Consider the following 14,984-nt stretch of genomic DNA (forward strand, 5'->3'; position numbering starts at 1 on the left):
CCTTTCTCGGGCAACACTGCCTCGGGCAACACTGCCGGTTCGTCGTCCCCGCCGGGTGGCGGTCAGTTCGGGAACCTACCTCAGCAACGGAAGGTGACCGATGACTCGGCCCCGCCCGCTCGTCCCCCGCGGGGATCCGGCCGACACCGTGCGGGTCGTCGGCGAGTTCGGTGTGATCGGGCGCGTGCTCGCCCAGGCCGGCTCGGCCCGCGCCGCGCAGGTCGGCCCCGGCGACGACGCCGCCGTCCTCAGGACCCCGGACGGGCGCGTGGTGGCGACCACCGACGTCCTGGTCGAGGGTCGGCACTTCCGCCGGGACTGGTCGACGGCGGAGGACATCGGGCACAAGGCGGCGGCGGCCAACCTCGCCGACGTCGCCGCGATGGGCGGGGTGGCGACGGCGCTCCTGGTCGGACTCGCCTGCCCGCCGAACACGCAGACGTCCTGGCTCGAGGGCGTGGCGGCCGGTCTCGCGGCGGAGTGCGCGCCCCTCGGTGCGGCGGTCGTGGGTGGTGACCTGGTCGCGGCGGCGGCCGACAGCGCCTCCGTCGTCCTCTCGGTGACCGCCCTGGGGGACCTGGGGGGCCGGGCGCCCGTGCTGCGCTCCGGAGCCCGTCCCGGTGACGTGGTGGCGCTGGCCGGACGGCTGGGCTGGGCCGCGTGCGGGCTGGCGGTGCTCCGCCGGGGGTTCAGCAGCCCGATCGCCGCGGTGGCCGCGCACCGCCGTCCGACGCCGCCGTACGCGGCCGGACCGGGCGCGGCCGAGGCCGGTGCCACGGCGATGTGCGACGTCAGCGACGGGCTGCTCGCCGACGTCGGCCACATCGCGGTGGCCAGCCGGGTAGGGATCGACCTGGACCGTGCGGCGCTGGTGCGGGCGTGCCTCGAACCCGTCGGCCCCCTGCAGCAGGTCGGATCGGCCCTCGGTGTCGACCCCCTCGCGTGGGTGCTCACCGGCGGGGAGGACCACGCGCTCGTGGCGACGTTCCCGGCGCGGTCACCGCTGCCGGTCGGCTGGACGCCGATCGGCGAGGTGCGCAAGGGCGGGAAGAATCCGGGTGGTGTGCTGGTCAGCGGCGAACCGGCGGCGGACGTCGTCACGGCGATCGGGGCGGAGGGAGCGGGACATGTCCACTTCGGTTGAGAGCCGGGTGCTCCCGGACGGCACCGTGGCGGGCCTGCGGGCGCTGCCGTACGACGACCCGCTGGCGCAGTACCTCGTCGGGCAGGTGCAGCAGGAGTACGTCGAGCGGTACGGCGGCCCCGACGAGGCGGTCGTCGACCCGGCGGAGTTCCTGCCGCCGGCCGGGCTGTTCCTCGTCGCCGAGGTGGACGGCGCCCCGGTCGGGTGCGGCGCGTGGCGCGCCCTGCCGACCGGTGAGGCAGAGATCAAGCGGGTGTACGTCGAGCCGGCGTTCCGCCGGCGGGGGCTGGCCCGGCTGATCGTCGCCGAGCTGGAGGACGGCGCGGCGCGGGCAGGGCACGGATCGGTCGTCCTGAACTCCGGCCAGGAGCAGCCCGAGGCGCTGGCCCTGTACGCCCGGCTCGGGTACACGCCGGTGACGGGCTACGGGGTCTACGCCTGCGCCCCGGGTGCCGTCTTCCTCGGCAAGGAGCTCGTGCTGACCGAGGAGTCGCCGTGGGAGTCGTGACGTTCTCAGCGGCCTACGGCGCCGCGGGTGCCGAGGTCGCGCCGGCGGTGGCCGAGCGGCTGGGGTTGCCCTTCCACGACCGGGCGATCGCCGCCCAGGTGGCGGGCCGGCTCGGCGTCCCCGTGGCCGAGGCGGAGGCCAACGACGAGACCGTCGTCAGGGGGCTGTGGCGGCTGGTCGCGTCGCTCGGGACGATGCCGGACCCGGTCGGGGGCGTGCTGCCGACGTCGTCCCTCCCCGACCCGCGCGCCTACCGCCAGCAGACCGAGCGGGTGCTCGAGGAGATCGCGGCCGGTGCCGGGGGAGTGGTGCTGGGCCGCGCCGGGGCCCTGGTGCTGCGGGACCGGTCGGACGTGCTGCACGTGCGGCTGGACGGCCCGCGCGACCGGCGGCTGGCAGCGGCCGTGGAGCGTTCCGGCCGGTCGCTCGAGGAGGTCCGCCGCGAGATGGAGGCCAACGACCGCACCCGTGAGGCCTACGTCCGGCACTTCTACCGGTGCGATCCGGGCGAGGCGCGGCACTACCACCTGGTCGTGGACAGCACGGCGCTCCCCGTCGAGACGGTGGTCGACCTCGTCGTGACGGCGGCTCGGGCACGGGGGATCGGCGCGGACTGAGCTGGCCGGATGTCGGGGGGTGCTCCTACGGTGCCGTCCCATGACGGACATCGACCCCCCGTGGGAGCCGCCCCTCGCGGGCACCGAGACCGAGCACCTCCTGGGTTCGCTCAACCGGCTGCGCACGACGTTCCGCTGGAAGGCCGACGGCCTCGAGGCGGCCGGGCTGCGGACCCGGATCGGACCCTCCGCGCTGACCATCGGCGGGCTGCTCAAGCACCTGGCGAGCGTGGAGGACGACATCTCCACGCGCCGGCTGAGCGGGGCCCGGATCGGTGAGCCGTGGGAGAGCATCTGGGCCGGCGGTGACGACTGGGCGTTCACCTCGGCCGCCGAGGACGCTCCCGAGCAGCTCTACGCGTACTGGGACGACGCGGTCGGGCGGTCGCAGACGCGGCTCGACGCCGCGCTGGCCGACGGCGGCATGGACCAGGAGGTGCATCTCTCGATGCCCGATGGTCGCCATGCCGGGCTGCGCCGGCTGGTCTGCGACCTGATCGAGGAGTACGGCCGGCACACCGGGCATGCCGACCTGCTGCGCGAAGCGGTGGACGGCGTGGTCGGCGAGGACCCGCCGGAGGACTGGCGGCCGACGTCGGGCCGCGCGGACTGGTTCGGTCGCTGAGGCTTCTCCACAGGTCGGACGTCCATCCACAGGGTCAGTTTCCGCTGGTCAGGTGATCGCTCTACCGCTACGATCGAACACATGTACGACGGACCGATGCCCCCGACCTGGGGTGGTGTGTCGGTGCTGGAGGAGGACCTGGCCGCCCTGCTGGAGCTGCCCGGCCGTCCGGTGTTCGTCGTGGACTTCGAACCGCACGGCCGGCGGGCCACCGAGCCTCCGCTCGAGGAGCGGATGACGTCGCTCACCGATCTGCTGGAGACCGGTGCGGGTCATCTGGCGGACGCGGCGACGGCCGCCCGGGAACAGGGCCGGCAGGCGGCGGTGCAGGCGCGGGCGTTGGCGGCGTTCGCCGCCTGCCGCCCCGCGGCGGTGCTGGACCGGCCCGAGGCGGAGGTCGGTGCCGCGGCCGCGGCCTCGCGGGCGGCCCGCCCGGCGGCGCTCACCACGGTGAGTGAGTGGGCCGTCGATGAGGTGATGGCGTCGTTGGGGCTGTCCTCGGCCGCGGCCGCACGGCTGCTGGAGCAGTCGGTCATCCTGGTGGAGCAGCTCCCGGCGACCCTGACGGCGTTGGCGGCCGGAGAGATCTCGTGGCCGCACGCGGTGATGCTCGCCGAGGTGCTGCCGCTGCTCACCGCCCCCGCCGTGCGGGCCGAGGTGGAGGCCGACGTGCTGGGCCGGGCGGACGGGAAGACGGTGCCCCAGCTGCGCGAGGCCGCCAAGCGGGCGGTGCTGCGCGCCGACGCGTCGGCGGCGGTGCGGCGGGCTGCCGCGGCGATCCGCGACCGGCAGGTGCGGATGTTCTCCGGCCGGGACGGGATGGCCGGCCTCACCGCGACGATGCCGATCCCGGTGGCGGCGGCCTGCCGCACGGCGCTGGCCGCGCACGCCGAGGCAGCGAAGACGCCGGGTGATGAGCGGACCCTGGATCAGTGGATGCTGGACTGCCTGGTCGATCTGATCCTGCGCCCGGACGCGGCCCGGCCGCCGGTCGGCATCGATCTGCAGGTGATCGCCTCGGTGGCCACCCTGTCCGGCGGGGACGAGCCGGGCGAGGTCGACGGCCACCCCGTGCCGGCGCACCTGGTCCGCGAACTCGCCTACGCCCTCGGCCTGCTGCCCCGACCCGACACCCCGGCCGCGGCCGAGACCGACGACACCGCGGCCGCCGACACCGGGCCCACCGATGCGGAGCCGGCAGAGGTGCGGCCCGCGGAGGCCGGGACACCCGCGGCCGGGCTGGCCGACCTGCTCGATCCGGGCACCGTGGTGGGCACCGCGCTCACCCATCTGCCCACCATCGCGGTCGTCGACGAGCTCTCCGGCCAGCTGCTCGCCCTGACCAACGCCACCGAGATCCGGGACGCGGCCACCTGCGGCCGGCCGGCCTGCCGCACCGGCCGCCGCCCCTGCGAGCACCCGCCCGGCGGGCCCGGCCTCGGCCCACCACCCCCGACGGCCGGCTACGCGCCCTCGGCGGTCTTGCAGCGGTTCGTGCGCGCCCGCGACCGGCGCTGCCGGTTCCCCGGCTGCCGCGCGGCGGCGATCCGCTGCGACGTCGACCACAACCTGCCCTGGCCCGCCGGCGCGACGAGTGCGGACAACCTCTGCTGCCTGTGCCGCCACCACCACCGGCTCAGCCACCAGGCACCGGGCTGGAGCATGCGCCGGCTGCCCGACGGCGGCCTCGAATGGAGCCTGCCCGGCGGAGAACGGATCACCACCCACCCGCAGCCCTACGGCGGCGGCGACCTCCCACCACCGACACCGTGCCCACCGCCGTTCCACCCGCCAGTCACGCCGAGAGAACGCGTCCTCGGCCGCCCCCGACCCCCCGGCGACCTCGAAACCGACCCGGCGCCGTTCTGATGCAGCGCGACCTCATCGATGCGTCAACGCGAAGAACCCCGGAGGTCGATGACCTCCGGGGTTCACCCCGGGCGGACCGGGGACGCGTTCACGCCTGGATCAGGCGCGCACCACCTTGCCGGCGCGGATGCACGAGGTGCACGCGTTGATCCGGCGACGGTTGCCGGGAGCGACGAGCGCCCGCACGGACTGGATGTTCGGGTTCCAACGGCGCGGCGTGCGGCGGTGCGAGTGCGACACCGACATACCGAAACCGGGCCCCTTGCCACACACATCGCACACGGCAGCCACGGTTGATCACTCCCAGAGAATTCGTTCACAGACAGCGGGGCAAGGCAGCACCCGCATGAAGACCGTCCAGGAGTCTAACCGCTGTTCTCCGAGAACGTCGCCGCGCCCCCAGGGCGTCGTCCGATGCGGCCCGGAATCCGTCGCCGTCCCCGGTCCTGTCCCCCGTCATGGGTACCCTCCGGCCGTGCTGCAGGCGCTGGACGACGCCGCGGTCGGTGAGTGGTACCGGGCCGCGGTCGCAGTCCTGTCCGAGGCCCGGAGCCGTATCGACGACCTCAACGTCTTCCCCGTCCCCGACGGTGACACCGGCACGAATCTGCTGCTCACCGCCCAGGCCGCCGTCGCCGCGCTCGACCGCGAGGGTCCCCGCACGACCGAGTCGGCCTGGTCGGTGCTCGCCCGCGGCGCCGTCCTCGGGGCCCGCGGGAACTCCGGGACCATCCTCGCCCAGCTGCTGCGCGGCCTCGCCGACCACCTCGCCGGCCAGCCGCCGGCCGACGGCCCCGACTTCGCCGCGGCCCTCCAGAAGGCGGCCGACACCGCCTACACCGCGGTCGCGGACCCCGAGGAAGGGACGTTCCTCACCGTCGCCCGCGCGGGGGCGGAGTCGGCCGTCGCGTGCGTCGACGAGGGGCGGGCCGACCTCGCCGACGTCGTCCGTGCCGCGGCCGACGGCGCCCGCACGGCGCTCGAGGCCACACCGAGTCAGCTCGCCGTCCTCCGCGACGCGGGCGTGGTCGACGCCGGGGGAGCGGGACTGTGCCTGGTCCTCGACGCGCTGGTCACGACCGTCACCGGCGTCGAACCGGCCCGGCCGCCCCTCGCCCGGCGCGAGCACGGCGCCAAGCACGGTCACCAGCACGGCGGCGAACACCGCCCGCACCAGCCCCCGGCCGGTCCCGGCAGCGAGGTCCAGTACCTGCTCGCCGACACCGACGAGAGCGCGGTCGCGCGCCTGCACGAGCGGCTCGCCGCTCTCGGCGACAGCCTCGTCGTGGTCGGCGTCGACACCCCCTCCGGCCGCGAGTGGAACGTCCACGTGCACGTCGCCGACGTCGGCGCCGCCATCGAGGCGGGCATCGAGGCCGGCCGGCCGCACCGCATCTCGGTCACCCCGCTCGCCCCGGTCCTGCCCGCGGCGCCGATCCACGGCACCCGCGCGATCGTCGCCGTCGCCACCAGCGACGGTCTCGCCGAGCTCTTCGCCGGTGAGGGCGTCCGTGTCGTGTCCGGCGGTCCGGACGACGTCACCGAGGACCGCATCCTCGACGAGATCATCGCCGCGACCGCCTACGAGGTCGTCGTCCTCCCCAACGACGCCGAGCTGACGCCGGTCGCCTCCCGGGCTGCCGCCCGCGGCCGCGACGTGGGCCGCGACGTGGGCGTCGTCCCCACCCGGTCCCCGGTGCAGGGGCTCGCCGCGATCGCCGTCGCCGACCCGTCCCGCCGCTTCGGCGACGACGTGATCGCCATGGCCGAGGCCGCGGCCGCGACCCGCTGGGCCGAGATCACCGTGGCCGAGCAGGAGGCCCTCACCTCCGCCGGCCGGTGCCAGCCGGGTGACGCTCTGGGCTCCGCCGAGGGGGACGTCGTCGTCCTGGGCGACGACCTCGGCGCCGTCGCGTGCGAGCTGCTCGACCGCCTGCTGTCCGCCGGCGGCGAGATGGCGACCCTGGTGGTCGGGCCGGACGAGGCGCTCGGCGACACCGTCTGCCGGCACCTGGCGACGGTCCACCCGACCATCGAGGTGATCCGCTACCGCGGCGGCCCCAGCGGCATCCCGCTCCAGGTCGGGGTCGAGTGACCTCATGGCGGTGAGCCTCGAGACACCCCTCGCCCGCGTCCTCGGCCCGAAGACCGCGACCGGGATGGCCGAGCAGCTCGGCCTGCACACGGTCCGCGACCTGCTGCGCCACTACCCGCGGCGCTACGCGCGGCGGGGCGAGATGGCCCGCCTGGACGACCTCCAGGTCGGCGACCGCGTCACGATCCTCGCCCAGGTGACCAGCGTGAACAGCCGCCGGATGCGCCAACGGCACGGCACCATCACCGAGGTCACGGTCGGCGACGGCGCCGGTTCGATGAAGCTGGTCTTCTTCAACTACAAGCACGCCCGACTGCAGCAGGGCGCCTGGGGACTGTTCGCCGGAACGGTCGGCACGTACGCCGGCAAGCTGCAGTTCACCCATCCCGACTGCCACATGCTCGACAACGACACCGGGGACGACGACTGGGCGCGTGCCCTGGTCCCGATCTACCCCGCGAGCAAGGACGTCTCCAGCTGGGTGATCCAGAAGTCGGTGAAGCTGCTCCTCGGCGCCTCGGGCGGGTTCGGCGACCTGGTGGTCGACCCGCTGCCGGAGGACATCCGCGCCCGCCACGGCCTGCTGTCGCTCGCCGCGGCGCTGCTCGACATCCACCGCCCCACCACGATGGAGGACGTCGAGCACGCCGCCGAACGCCTCAAGTGGGACGAGGCGCTTATCCTCCAGCTCACCCTCGCCGCCCGGCGACGGGCCGCCGCCCTCGAACCCGGCACCGCGCGATCCCGCAGGACCGGTGGCCTCCTGGACGCCGTCGACGCCGCCCTGCCGTTCGAGCTCACCGAGGGGCAGCGCGAGGTGGGGGAGGAGCTCGCCGTCGAGCTCGACCGCGACCAGCCCATGCACCGGCTCCTCCAGGGCGAGGTCGGTTCCGGCAAGACCGTCGTCGCGCTGCGCGCCATGGCCCAGGTGGTCGACGCCGGGGGCCAGGCGGCGCTGCTCGCGCCGACCGAGGTCCTCGCCGCCCAGCACGCGCGCGGCATCCGCCAGCTGCTCGGCCCGCTCGGCCGCGCCGGCGAACTGGACGGTGACGCGGCCGGCACCCGCGTCACCCTGCTCACCGGCTCCCTCAAGACGGCCGCCAAGCGGGAGGCGCGGGCGGAGGTCGCCGACGGCCGCGCCGGCATCGTCATCGGCACGCACGCGCTCCTGCAGGAGGGCGTCGACTTCGCCGACCTCGGCCTCGTCGTCATCGACGAGCAGCACCGCTTCGGCGTCGAGCAGCGCGACGCCCTGCGCGCCAAGGGCAGCCGTCCTCCGCACGTCCTCGTCATGACCGCGACGCCGATCCCGCGCACGGTCGCCATGACCGTCTACGGCGACCTCGAGATCTCCACGCTGCGCCAGCTCCCCAGCGGCCGCGGCGGCGTCGCCAGCTCGGTCGTCCCCGTGGCGGAGAAGCCGGGGTGGCTCGACCGCGCCTGGGAACGCCTGCGGGAAGAGGTCGCCGCCGGGCGGCAGGCCTACGTCGTCTGCCCGCGGATCGGCGACAGCGTCGACGTGGCTGCCGGTGCCGACGACGAACCCGAGGACGCCGACGGCGCGCCGGACGACGGACCCCGCACCGACCGCCGACCCCCGCTCGCCGTCCTCGACATCGCCGAGCTCCTGCGCAACGGGCCGCAGGCCGGCCTGCGCCTCGACGTGCTGCACGGGCGGCTCACCCCGGAGGAGAAGGACGCCCGCATGCAGGCGTTCGCGAACCGGGAGCTCGACGTCCTGGTCGCCACCACCGTCGTCGAGGTCGGCGTCGACGTGCCCAACGCCACCGTGATGGTGGTCATGGACGCCGACCGCTTCGGCGTCAGCCAGCTCCACCAGCTGCGCGGGCGGGTCGCCCGGGGGAGGCACGCCGGGCTCTGCCTGCTCGTGACCGAGGCCAGGACCACCTCGCTCACCGGGCAGCGGCTGGCCGCGGTCGCCGCGACCTCCGACGGGTTCGAGCTCGCCCGGCTCGACCTCGAGACCCGCCGCGAGGGCGACATCCTCGGTGCCGCGCAGTCGGGCAAGCGATCCGGTGTCCGCATGCTCTCGCTGCTCGAGGACGAGGAGCTCATCGCCACCGCCCGGGCCGAGGCCACTGCGCTGCTGGAGACGGAGCGCGGGCTGGCCGACCATCCCGGTCTCGCCGCCGAGGTCGCCGCGCTCGCGACCGACGAGCGCGCGGAGTGGCTGGAGAAGGCCTGATGACACGGATCGTCTCCGGCGTCGCCGGGGGACGGCGGCTGAAGGTGCCGCGCGCCGGCGTCCGGCCGACCGGCGACCGGGCCCGCGAGGCCCTGTTCAACTCGCTGACGTCCCTGGTCGACCTCCGGGGCGCCGCCGTCCTCGATCTCTACGCCGGATCCGGCGCCCTGGGCCTGGAGGCGCTGTCGCGGGGTGCGGAGAAGGTCGTCTTCGTCGAGTCCTCGCCCGGCGTGCTGCCGGTGCTCAAGGAGAACCTGGCCGCGGTCGGGCTCCCCGGCGGCCGGGTCGTCGCCGGTTCCGTGCCCACGGTCGTACGCGGCGCGCCGTCGGGCTCCTTCGACCTCGTCCTCGCCGACCCGCCCTACGCGACACCCGCCGAGGAGGTGCAGGAAGTGCTCCGCGCCCTGGTCAGCGGCGGCTGGCTGGCCCCCGGCGCCGTCCTGGTCGTCGAGCGGTCGAGCCGCGAGGAGCCCTGGCCGTGGCCGACACCCCTGACCGGCCTGCGCGACCGGCGCTACGGCGAGGCCCAGCTCCGGTACGGTCAGTCCCCGTGAGGCGTGCCGTCTGCCCCGGATCCTTCGACCCGGTCACCAACGGTCACGTCGACGTCATCAACCGGGCGGCCGGCCTGTACGACGAGCTCGTCGTCGCCGTCCTGGTGAACCCTGGCAAGGCGGGTCTGTTCACCGTCGACGAGCGCATGGAGCTGCTGCGCGAGGCCGTCGCCGACCTGCCGAACGTCGTCGTCGACAGCTTCGAGGGCCTGCTGGTCGACTACTGCCGCGCCAACGACATCCCGGTGATCGTCAAGGGCCTGCGCGCGGTCAGCGACTTCGAGTACGAGCTGCAGATGGCGCAGATGAACCGCGAGCTGGCCGGCATCGAGACCCTCTTCGTGCCGACCGCCCCGCAGGTGGGGCACCTGTCCTCCAGCCTGGTCAAGCAGATCGCCCAGTTCGGCGGCGACGTCGCCCGGCTGGTGCCCAAGGTCGTCAACGACCGGCTCATCGAGCGCACCCGGAAGACCTCGTGACCGAGGTCGTCTACCGCCTCTACGAGACCGTCGACGAGCTGACGACGGTCATCGAGAACGCCCGCAGCGTGCCCATGTCCGGCTCGTGCATGGTGCCCCGCGACCACCTGCTCGACCTGCTCGACGACCTGCGCGAGTCCCTGCCCGAGGACGTGCAGGCCGCCGGTGCGATCGTCGAGCAGCGCACGGAGATCCTCCAGCAGGCGCAGGCCGAGGCCGAGCGGCTCACCGGCCGCACCCGCGGCGAGAGCGAACAGCTGCTGGCGTCCTCCCGGCGGCAGCGCGAGGAGCTGCTCGGCACCGCCCGCCGCCAGCGCGACGAGTTGCTGGCCCAGGCGCAGGCCGAGGCCGAGGAACTGCTCGCCGAGGCGGAGGCCGAGGCGCAGCGGCTGATCGCGGAGGGCCGGGCCCACCGCGAGGCGCTGATCGCCGACGGCGTCACCGAGCACGAGCGCCTCATCACCGAGACCGAGGTCTACCGGGGGGCGGTGTCGCGGGCCGACGAGCTCGGCGCCCAGACCGCCGCCGACGTCGCCCGGATGCGCGCCGAGGTCGACCAGTACGTCGACAGCCGGCTCGCCGACTTCGGGACGACGCTGGAGCGGATGCTGCACTCCGTGGAGAAGGCCCGGACGACGCTGCGGGAGCCCTGAGCAGGATCGGGTAGTCTCGTTGTCTGGTCCGACCGCCGGGGACACAGCTGTCCAGCTGTCCCCGGCCGGCCTTCCTCCCACTGCCTACCGCGAGTACTGACATGTCTGCTGCTTCCGCCCGCTCCGGCGCCGCGTCCACCGACGCCCGGCGCCCCTCCGACAACCCCTGGAAGCTCGACCTGCGCGAGCTCGGCCGTCGTGCGGGCTCCATGCAGGAGATCGACCGGACGGCGCCGGCCCCGGCGGACTGGCGCGTGGAGCTGATCGGCGCCCGCGCGGGTGCCGACGTCCGGCTGCGGCTCCGGCTGGAGTCGGTGATGGAGGGTGTGCTCGTCACCGGTGACCTCGACGTCCCCGTGGAGGGCTCCTGCGCCCGCTGCCTCGAGCCGATCGAGGACACCCTGCACCTCTCGGTCCAGGAGTTGTACGCGTACTCCGGCAGCACCACCGAGGCCACCAGCGAGGAGGACGAGGTCCGCCGCATCGAGGGCGACTACCTCGACCTCGAACCGCTGGCGCGCGACACCGTCGTCCTGAACCTGCCGCTGGCCCCGGTCTGCACCGAGGACTGCGCCGGCCTGTGCGTCGACTGCGGGCAGCGCCTCGACGACCTGCCCGCCGACCACGCCCACGAGGTCGTCGACGCCCGCTGGGCCGGTCTGGCCGAGAAATTCACTTCCTCGTCGGGCACCCCCGGCGAGATCGCCACCACTGAGGAGAACTGACCGTGGCTGTCCCGAAGCGGAAGATGTCCCGCTCCAACACCCGCTCCCGCCGCTCGATGTGGAAGGCGACCGCGCCGACCCTGGCGCCGTGCCCCAACCGCGCCTGCGGTGAGCTCAAGCCCCCGCACCAGGCGTGCCCGACCTGCGGCCAGTACGACGGCCGCCAGGTCCTCTCCGTCTGAGCCGACAGCCCTGACTCGCTCCGTCGTGGCAGGTCCCGACACGCCCGCGCCGGGCGGGGACGCGCACGCCGAACGGGCTGCCCGCTGGCTGTCCGACGCCCTCGGGGTCGAGCTGCCCGACGGGCTGCTCGGGCTGGCGCTGACCCACCGCTCGTTCGCGTACGAGAACGGCGGACTGCCGACCAACGAGCGCCTGGAGTTCCTGGGCGACTCGGTGCTCGGGCTGGTCGTCACCGACGAGCTCTACCGCAGTCAGCCGAACCTGCCCGAGGGTCAGCTGGCCAAGCTGCGAGCCTCCGTGGTCAACATGACCTCGCTGGCCGGCGTCGCCCGGCGGCTCGGCGACGGCGGGATCGGCCCGCACCTGCTGCTCGGCCGCGGTGAGGAGACCACCGGCGGCCGGGAGAAGGACTCGATCCTTGCCGACGCGCTCGAGGCGCTGATCGGCGCGATCCACCTCGGGTGCGGGCTGGACAGCGCGTCGGCGATCGTCCACCGGCTCTTCGACCCGATGCTGGTCGAGTCCGCGACCCGCGGAGCGGGCCTGGACTGGAAGACGAGCCTCCAGGAGCTCGGCGCCGCCCGCGGCCTCGGGGCGCCCGGGTACGTCGTCGAGGACGACGGTCCCGACCACGCCAAGACGTTCACCGCCGAGGTCGTCCTCGCCGGGACGGTCTACGGCCAGGGCCGGGGCCGCACGAAGAAGGCCGCCGAGCAGGAGGCCGCCGAGGCGGCCTGGCGCACCCTCTCCGAGAGCTGAGCCGGCGTGCCCGAGCTCCCCGAGGTCGAGGTCGTCCGGCGCGGGCTGGCGCAGTGGGTCGCCGGCCGCACCGTCGCCACGGTCGAGGTCCACCATCCGCGCGCCGTCCGCCGCCACCTCGAGGGCGCCGACCACTTCGTCCAGGCACTGACGGGGCGCACGTTCACCGACGCCCGGCGCCGCGGCAAGTACCTGTGGCTCCCGCTGGCCGAGGCCGACGGCACGCCCGGCGGCGGCGCCCTGGTCGCCCACCTCGGCATGAGCGGTCAGCTCCTGGTCGAGAAGCCGTCGCAGCCCGACGAGACGCACCTGCGGGCGCGGTTCACCTTCACCGACGGCGGCCGCGAGCTGCGCTTCGTCGACCAGCGCACCTTCGGGGGGCTGGCCGTCGAGGAGAGTGACGGCGAGATCCCCGGCCGGCTCGCGCACATCGCGATCGACCCGCTCGACGAGACGTTCGACGTCGACGCCTTCTCCGCGGCCCTGCGACGGCGGCGGACCGAGGTCAAGCGGGCCCTGCTCGACCAGACCCTCATCGGCGGCGTCGGCAACATCTACGCCGACGAGGCGCTCTGGCGGGCCCGCCTGCACGGCGCCCGCCCGACCGCGAAGCTCACCCGCGCCCAGGTCGCCGACCTGCTCGACGGCGTCCGCGACGTGCTGGGGGAGGCGCTGGCCCAGGGTGGCACCTCCTTCGACTCGCTGTACGTCGACGTCAACGGCCAGAGCGGCTACTTCTCGCGCTTCCTCGCCGTCTACGGCCAGGCCGACCGGCCCTGCCCCCGCTGCGGGACGCCGATCCGCCGGGAGTCCTTCATGAACCGGTCGAGCTACAGCTGCCCGCAGTGCCAGCCGCGCCCTCGCGCACGCCGCGCATGAGGCGCGTCCTCGCGCACGTGTCGGGTTCCGTGCAGGGGGTCGGGTACCGCTGGTTCGTCCGCGGCCTCGCATCGGACGCCGGACTCACCGGCTCGGCGCGCAATCTCCCCGACGGCCGGGTCGAGGTGGTCCTCGAGGGACCTGACGACGCCGTCGCCCGGGTGCTCGCCGCCCTCGACGGTCCCCAGGCGCCTGGAGCGGTCACCAGGGTCGACTCCCGGGACGCGCCGGGGCAGGGAAGTCGCGGGTTCACCACAGAGTGACGAACGCGACATCCCCCCGACACGGGGAGTAGGCATGCTTCGCGTTGACCTGCGTGTCCGGGCCTGTCACCCTGGGGATACCACAGCTCGCGCCGACCGGACTCCGGGGCGCCGGGCTCACCCTCACTCGCTCGGAAAGGCCGCTTCAGCTATGGCCAAGGCCCTGTTCGGTCACGTCGTCGCACCCGCGGAGCTTCGAGTAGCGGAGGAGAACGCGATCCTGCGAGCCAAGGTGCGCCGGCTGGAGCAGGAGCTCGCGGAACTCCGCGTGCAGCACAATGCAGCCCGCGATGCCGTCATCGCCCACGAACTGCTCTCGATGGCCGGCGACAACGCCGAGCCCGCGCTGGCCTGACCAGCCGGACCTTTCCGTCACACGCGTAGCAGAAGACCCTGATATGCGGGGTTCAGGGCTTCCGCTCCGTTAGGTTGCCGTTCTGTGCACCTCTCCAGCCTGACGCTCAAGGGATTCAAGTCCTTCGCGTCCGCCACCACGCTGCGGCTGGAGCCCGGGATCACCGCCGTCGTCGGCCCCAACGGGTCCGGCAAGTCGAACGTCGTCGACGCCATCGCCTGGGTTCTCGGCGAGCAGGGCGCGAAGAGCCTGCGCGGCGGCAAGATGGAGGACGTCATCTTCGCCGGCACCGCCGGCCGCCCCGCGCTGGGCCGCGCCGAGGTGACGCTGACCATCGACAACTCCGACGGCGCGCTGCCGATCGAGTACACCGAGGTGTCGATCACCCGCCGCATGTACCGCTCCGGTGAGAGCGAGTACGAGATCAACGGCGACAAGGTCCGCCTGCTCGACGTCCAGGAGCTGCTCAGCGACTCCGGCATCGGCCGCGAGATGCACGTCATCGTCGGCCAGGGGCAGCTCGACGCCGTCCTCTCCGGCCGCCCCGAGGACCGCCGCGCCTTCATCGAGGAGGCCGCCGGCGTCCTCAAGCACCGCAAGCGCAAGGAGAAGGCGCTCCGCAAGCTCGAGGGGATGTCGCACAACCTCGACCGGCTCGCCGACCTCACCACGGAGCTGCGCCGCCAGCTGACCCCGCTGGGCAAGCAGGCGGAGGTCGCCCGCCGCGCCGCCGGTGTCCAGGCCGACCTCCGCGACGCCCGGCTGCGGTTGCTCGCCGACGACCTGGTGCAGCTGCGCGAGGCCCTGGACAAGGACGTCGCCGACGAGACCGCCGCCCGCGCCCGCCGGGCCGAGGTGGACGGAGCACTGGCCGTCGCCTCGCGGCGCGAGGCGGCGCTGGAGTCCGAGCTCGCGGCCAGCGCGCCCGTGCTGCAGGCCGCGTCCGACAGCTGGTACCGCCTCTCGACGCTCGGCGAGCGCTTCCGCGGCATCGCCCAGCTGGCCGCCGAACGCCACCGGCACCTCTCCGCCGCCGCCCCCGCCGCCGCGCCCGGCCGCGACCCCGACCA

Annotated in this window: 18 protein-coding genes; 17 read left to right on the plus strand and 1 reads right to left on the minus strand. The window is 74.4% G+C overall.

From position 1 onward, the window contains the following. The first annotated feature begins 100 nt into the window (after positions 1–100). The 5 genes from E4P40_RS11300 to E4P40_RS11320 all read left to right on the plus strand — a co-directional run bounded on the left by E4P40_RS11300 (position 101) and on the right by E4P40_RS11320 (position 4,763). Positions 101–1,144 (plus strand): thiamine-phosphate kinase, encoded by a 1,044-nt coding sequence (locus tag E4P40_RS11300; RefSeq protein WP_135158731.1) that lies wholly within the window; start codon positions 101–103, stop codon positions 1,142–1,144. Next, on the plus strand, positions 1,128–1,652 hold the full coding sequence (locus E4P40_RS11305) for a GNAT family N-acetyltransferase (protein WP_135158732.1): 525 nt from the start codon (positions 1,128–1,130) through the stop codon (positions 1,650–1,652). The genes E4P40_RS11300 and E4P40_RS11305 overlap by 17 nt, the downstream gene beginning before the upstream one ends. Next, positions 1,649–2,269 (plus strand): cytidylate kinase-like family protein, encoded by a 621-nt coding sequence (locus E4P40_RS11310; protein WP_245160274.1) that lies wholly within the window; start codon positions 1,649–1,651, stop codon positions 2,267–2,269. Before E4P40_RS11305 ends, E4P40_RS11310 begins: the two co-directional genes overlap by 4 nt. A 40-nt stretch (positions 2,270–2,309) precedes the next feature. Beyond that, the gene (locus E4P40_RS11315; RefSeq protein ID WP_135158734.1) at positions 2,310–2,894 is read left to right on the plus strand and encodes a DUF664 domain-containing protein; all 585 of its coding nucleotides are present in this window, start codon (positions 2,310–2,312) and stop codon (positions 2,892–2,894) included. 81 nt (positions 2,895–2,975) lie between these two features. Next, positions 2,976–4,763, plus strand: a complete 1,788-nt coding sequence (locus tag E4P40_RS11320) for an HNH endonuclease signature motif containing protein (RefSeq protein ID WP_135158735.1) — start codon at positions 2,976–2,978, stop codon at positions 4,761–4,763. A 99-nt stretch (positions 4,764–4,862) separates the two neighbouring features. Here the strand turns inward: E4P40_RS11320 and rpmB are convergent, their stop codons facing one another. After that, positions 4,863–5,054 (minus strand): 50S ribosomal protein L28, encoded by a 192-nt coding sequence (gene rpmB, locus E4P40_RS11325; protein ID WP_012950027.1) that lies wholly within the window; start codon positions 5,052–5,054, stop codon positions 4,863–4,865. A gap of 184 nt (positions 5,055–5,238) precedes the next feature. Between rpmB and E4P40_RS11330 the strand changes: the two genes are divergently transcribed. From E4P40_RS11330 to E4P40_RS11385, 12 genes are all read left to right on the plus strand, one after another. After that, positions 5,239–6,858, plus strand: coding sequence for a DAK2 domain-containing protein (locus E4P40_RS11330; protein WP_135158736.1), 1,620 nt, complete (start codon positions 5,239–5,241; stop codon positions 6,856–6,858). Positions 6,859–6,862: 4 nt separating this feature from the next. Next, positions 6,863–9,064, plus strand: a complete 2,202-nt coding sequence (gene recG, locus E4P40_RS11335) for an ATP-dependent DNA helicase RecG (protein WP_135158737.1) — start codon at positions 6,863–6,865, stop codon at positions 9,062–9,064. Next, positions 9,064–9,618 (plus strand): 16S rRNA (guanine(966)-N(2))-methyltransferase RsmD, encoded by a 555-nt coding sequence (rsmD, locus tag E4P40_RS11340; protein ID WP_135158738.1) that lies wholly within the window; start codon positions 9,064–9,066, stop codon positions 9,616–9,618. The genes recG and rsmD overlap by 1 nt, the downstream gene beginning before the upstream one ends. Continuing rightward, the gene (gene coaD / locus E4P40_RS11345; RefSeq protein ID WP_135158739.1) at positions 9,615–10,097 is read left to right on the plus strand and encodes a pantetheine-phosphate adenylyltransferase; all 483 of its coding nucleotides are present in this window, start codon (positions 9,615–9,617) and stop codon (positions 10,095–10,097) included. The genes rsmD and coaD overlap by 4 nt, the downstream gene beginning before the upstream one ends. Further along, complete coding sequence (locus tag E4P40_RS11350) at positions 10,094–10,750, plus strand: hypothetical protein (protein WP_135158740.1); 657 nt, start codon at positions 10,094–10,096, stop codon at positions 10,748–10,750. Before coaD ends, E4P40_RS11350 begins: the two co-directional genes overlap by 4 nt. Before the next feature lie 101 nt (positions 10,751–10,851). Beyond that, the gene (locus tag E4P40_RS11355; RefSeq protein WP_135158741.1) at positions 10,852–11,475 is read left to right on the plus strand and encodes a DUF177 domain-containing protein; all 624 of its coding nucleotides are present in this window, start codon (positions 10,852–10,854) and stop codon (positions 11,473–11,475) included. A 2-nt stretch (positions 11,476–11,477) separates the two neighbouring features. After that, positions 11,478–11,657: a 50S ribosomal protein L32 gene (gene rpmF / locus E4P40_RS11360; RefSeq protein WP_135158742.1), complete on the plus strand. Its 180-nt coding sequence runs from the start codon at positions 11,478–11,480 to the stop codon at positions 11,655–11,657. A gap of 25 nt (positions 11,658–11,682) precedes the next feature. Continuing rightward, complete coding sequence (gene rnc, locus E4P40_RS11365; RefSeq protein ID WP_135158743.1) at positions 11,683–12,417, plus strand: ribonuclease III; 735 nt, start codon at positions 11,683–11,685, stop codon at positions 12,415–12,417. A 6-nt stretch (positions 12,418–12,423) separates the two neighbouring features. Continuing rightward, positions 12,424–13,296, plus strand: coding sequence for a bifunctional DNA-formamidopyrimidine glycosylase/DNA-(apurinic or apyrimidinic site) lyase (gene mutM, locus E4P40_RS11370; protein ID WP_135158744.1), 873 nt, complete (start codon positions 12,424–12,426; stop codon positions 13,294–13,296). Further along, the gene (locus tag E4P40_RS11375) at positions 13,293–13,559 is read left to right on the plus strand and encodes an acylphosphatase (RefSeq protein WP_135158745.1); all 267 of its coding nucleotides are present in this window, start codon (positions 13,293–13,295) and stop codon (positions 13,557–13,559) included. The genes mutM and E4P40_RS11375 overlap by 4 nt, the downstream gene beginning before the upstream one ends. Positions 13,560–13,710: 151 nt before the next feature. Then, the gene (locus E4P40_RS11380) at positions 13,711–13,914 is read left to right on the plus strand and encodes a hypothetical protein (RefSeq protein WP_135158746.1); all 204 of its coding nucleotides are present in this window, start codon (positions 13,711–13,713) and stop codon (positions 13,912–13,914) included. Positions 13,915–13,998: 84 nt separating this feature from the next. Then, positions 13,999–14,984: AAA family ATPase (locus E4P40_RS11385; RefSeq protein WP_167762188.1), on the plus strand; the 986-nt coding region annotated here is incomplete at its 3' end.

This window comes from Blastococcus sp. CT_GayMR20, assembly GCF_004570345.1.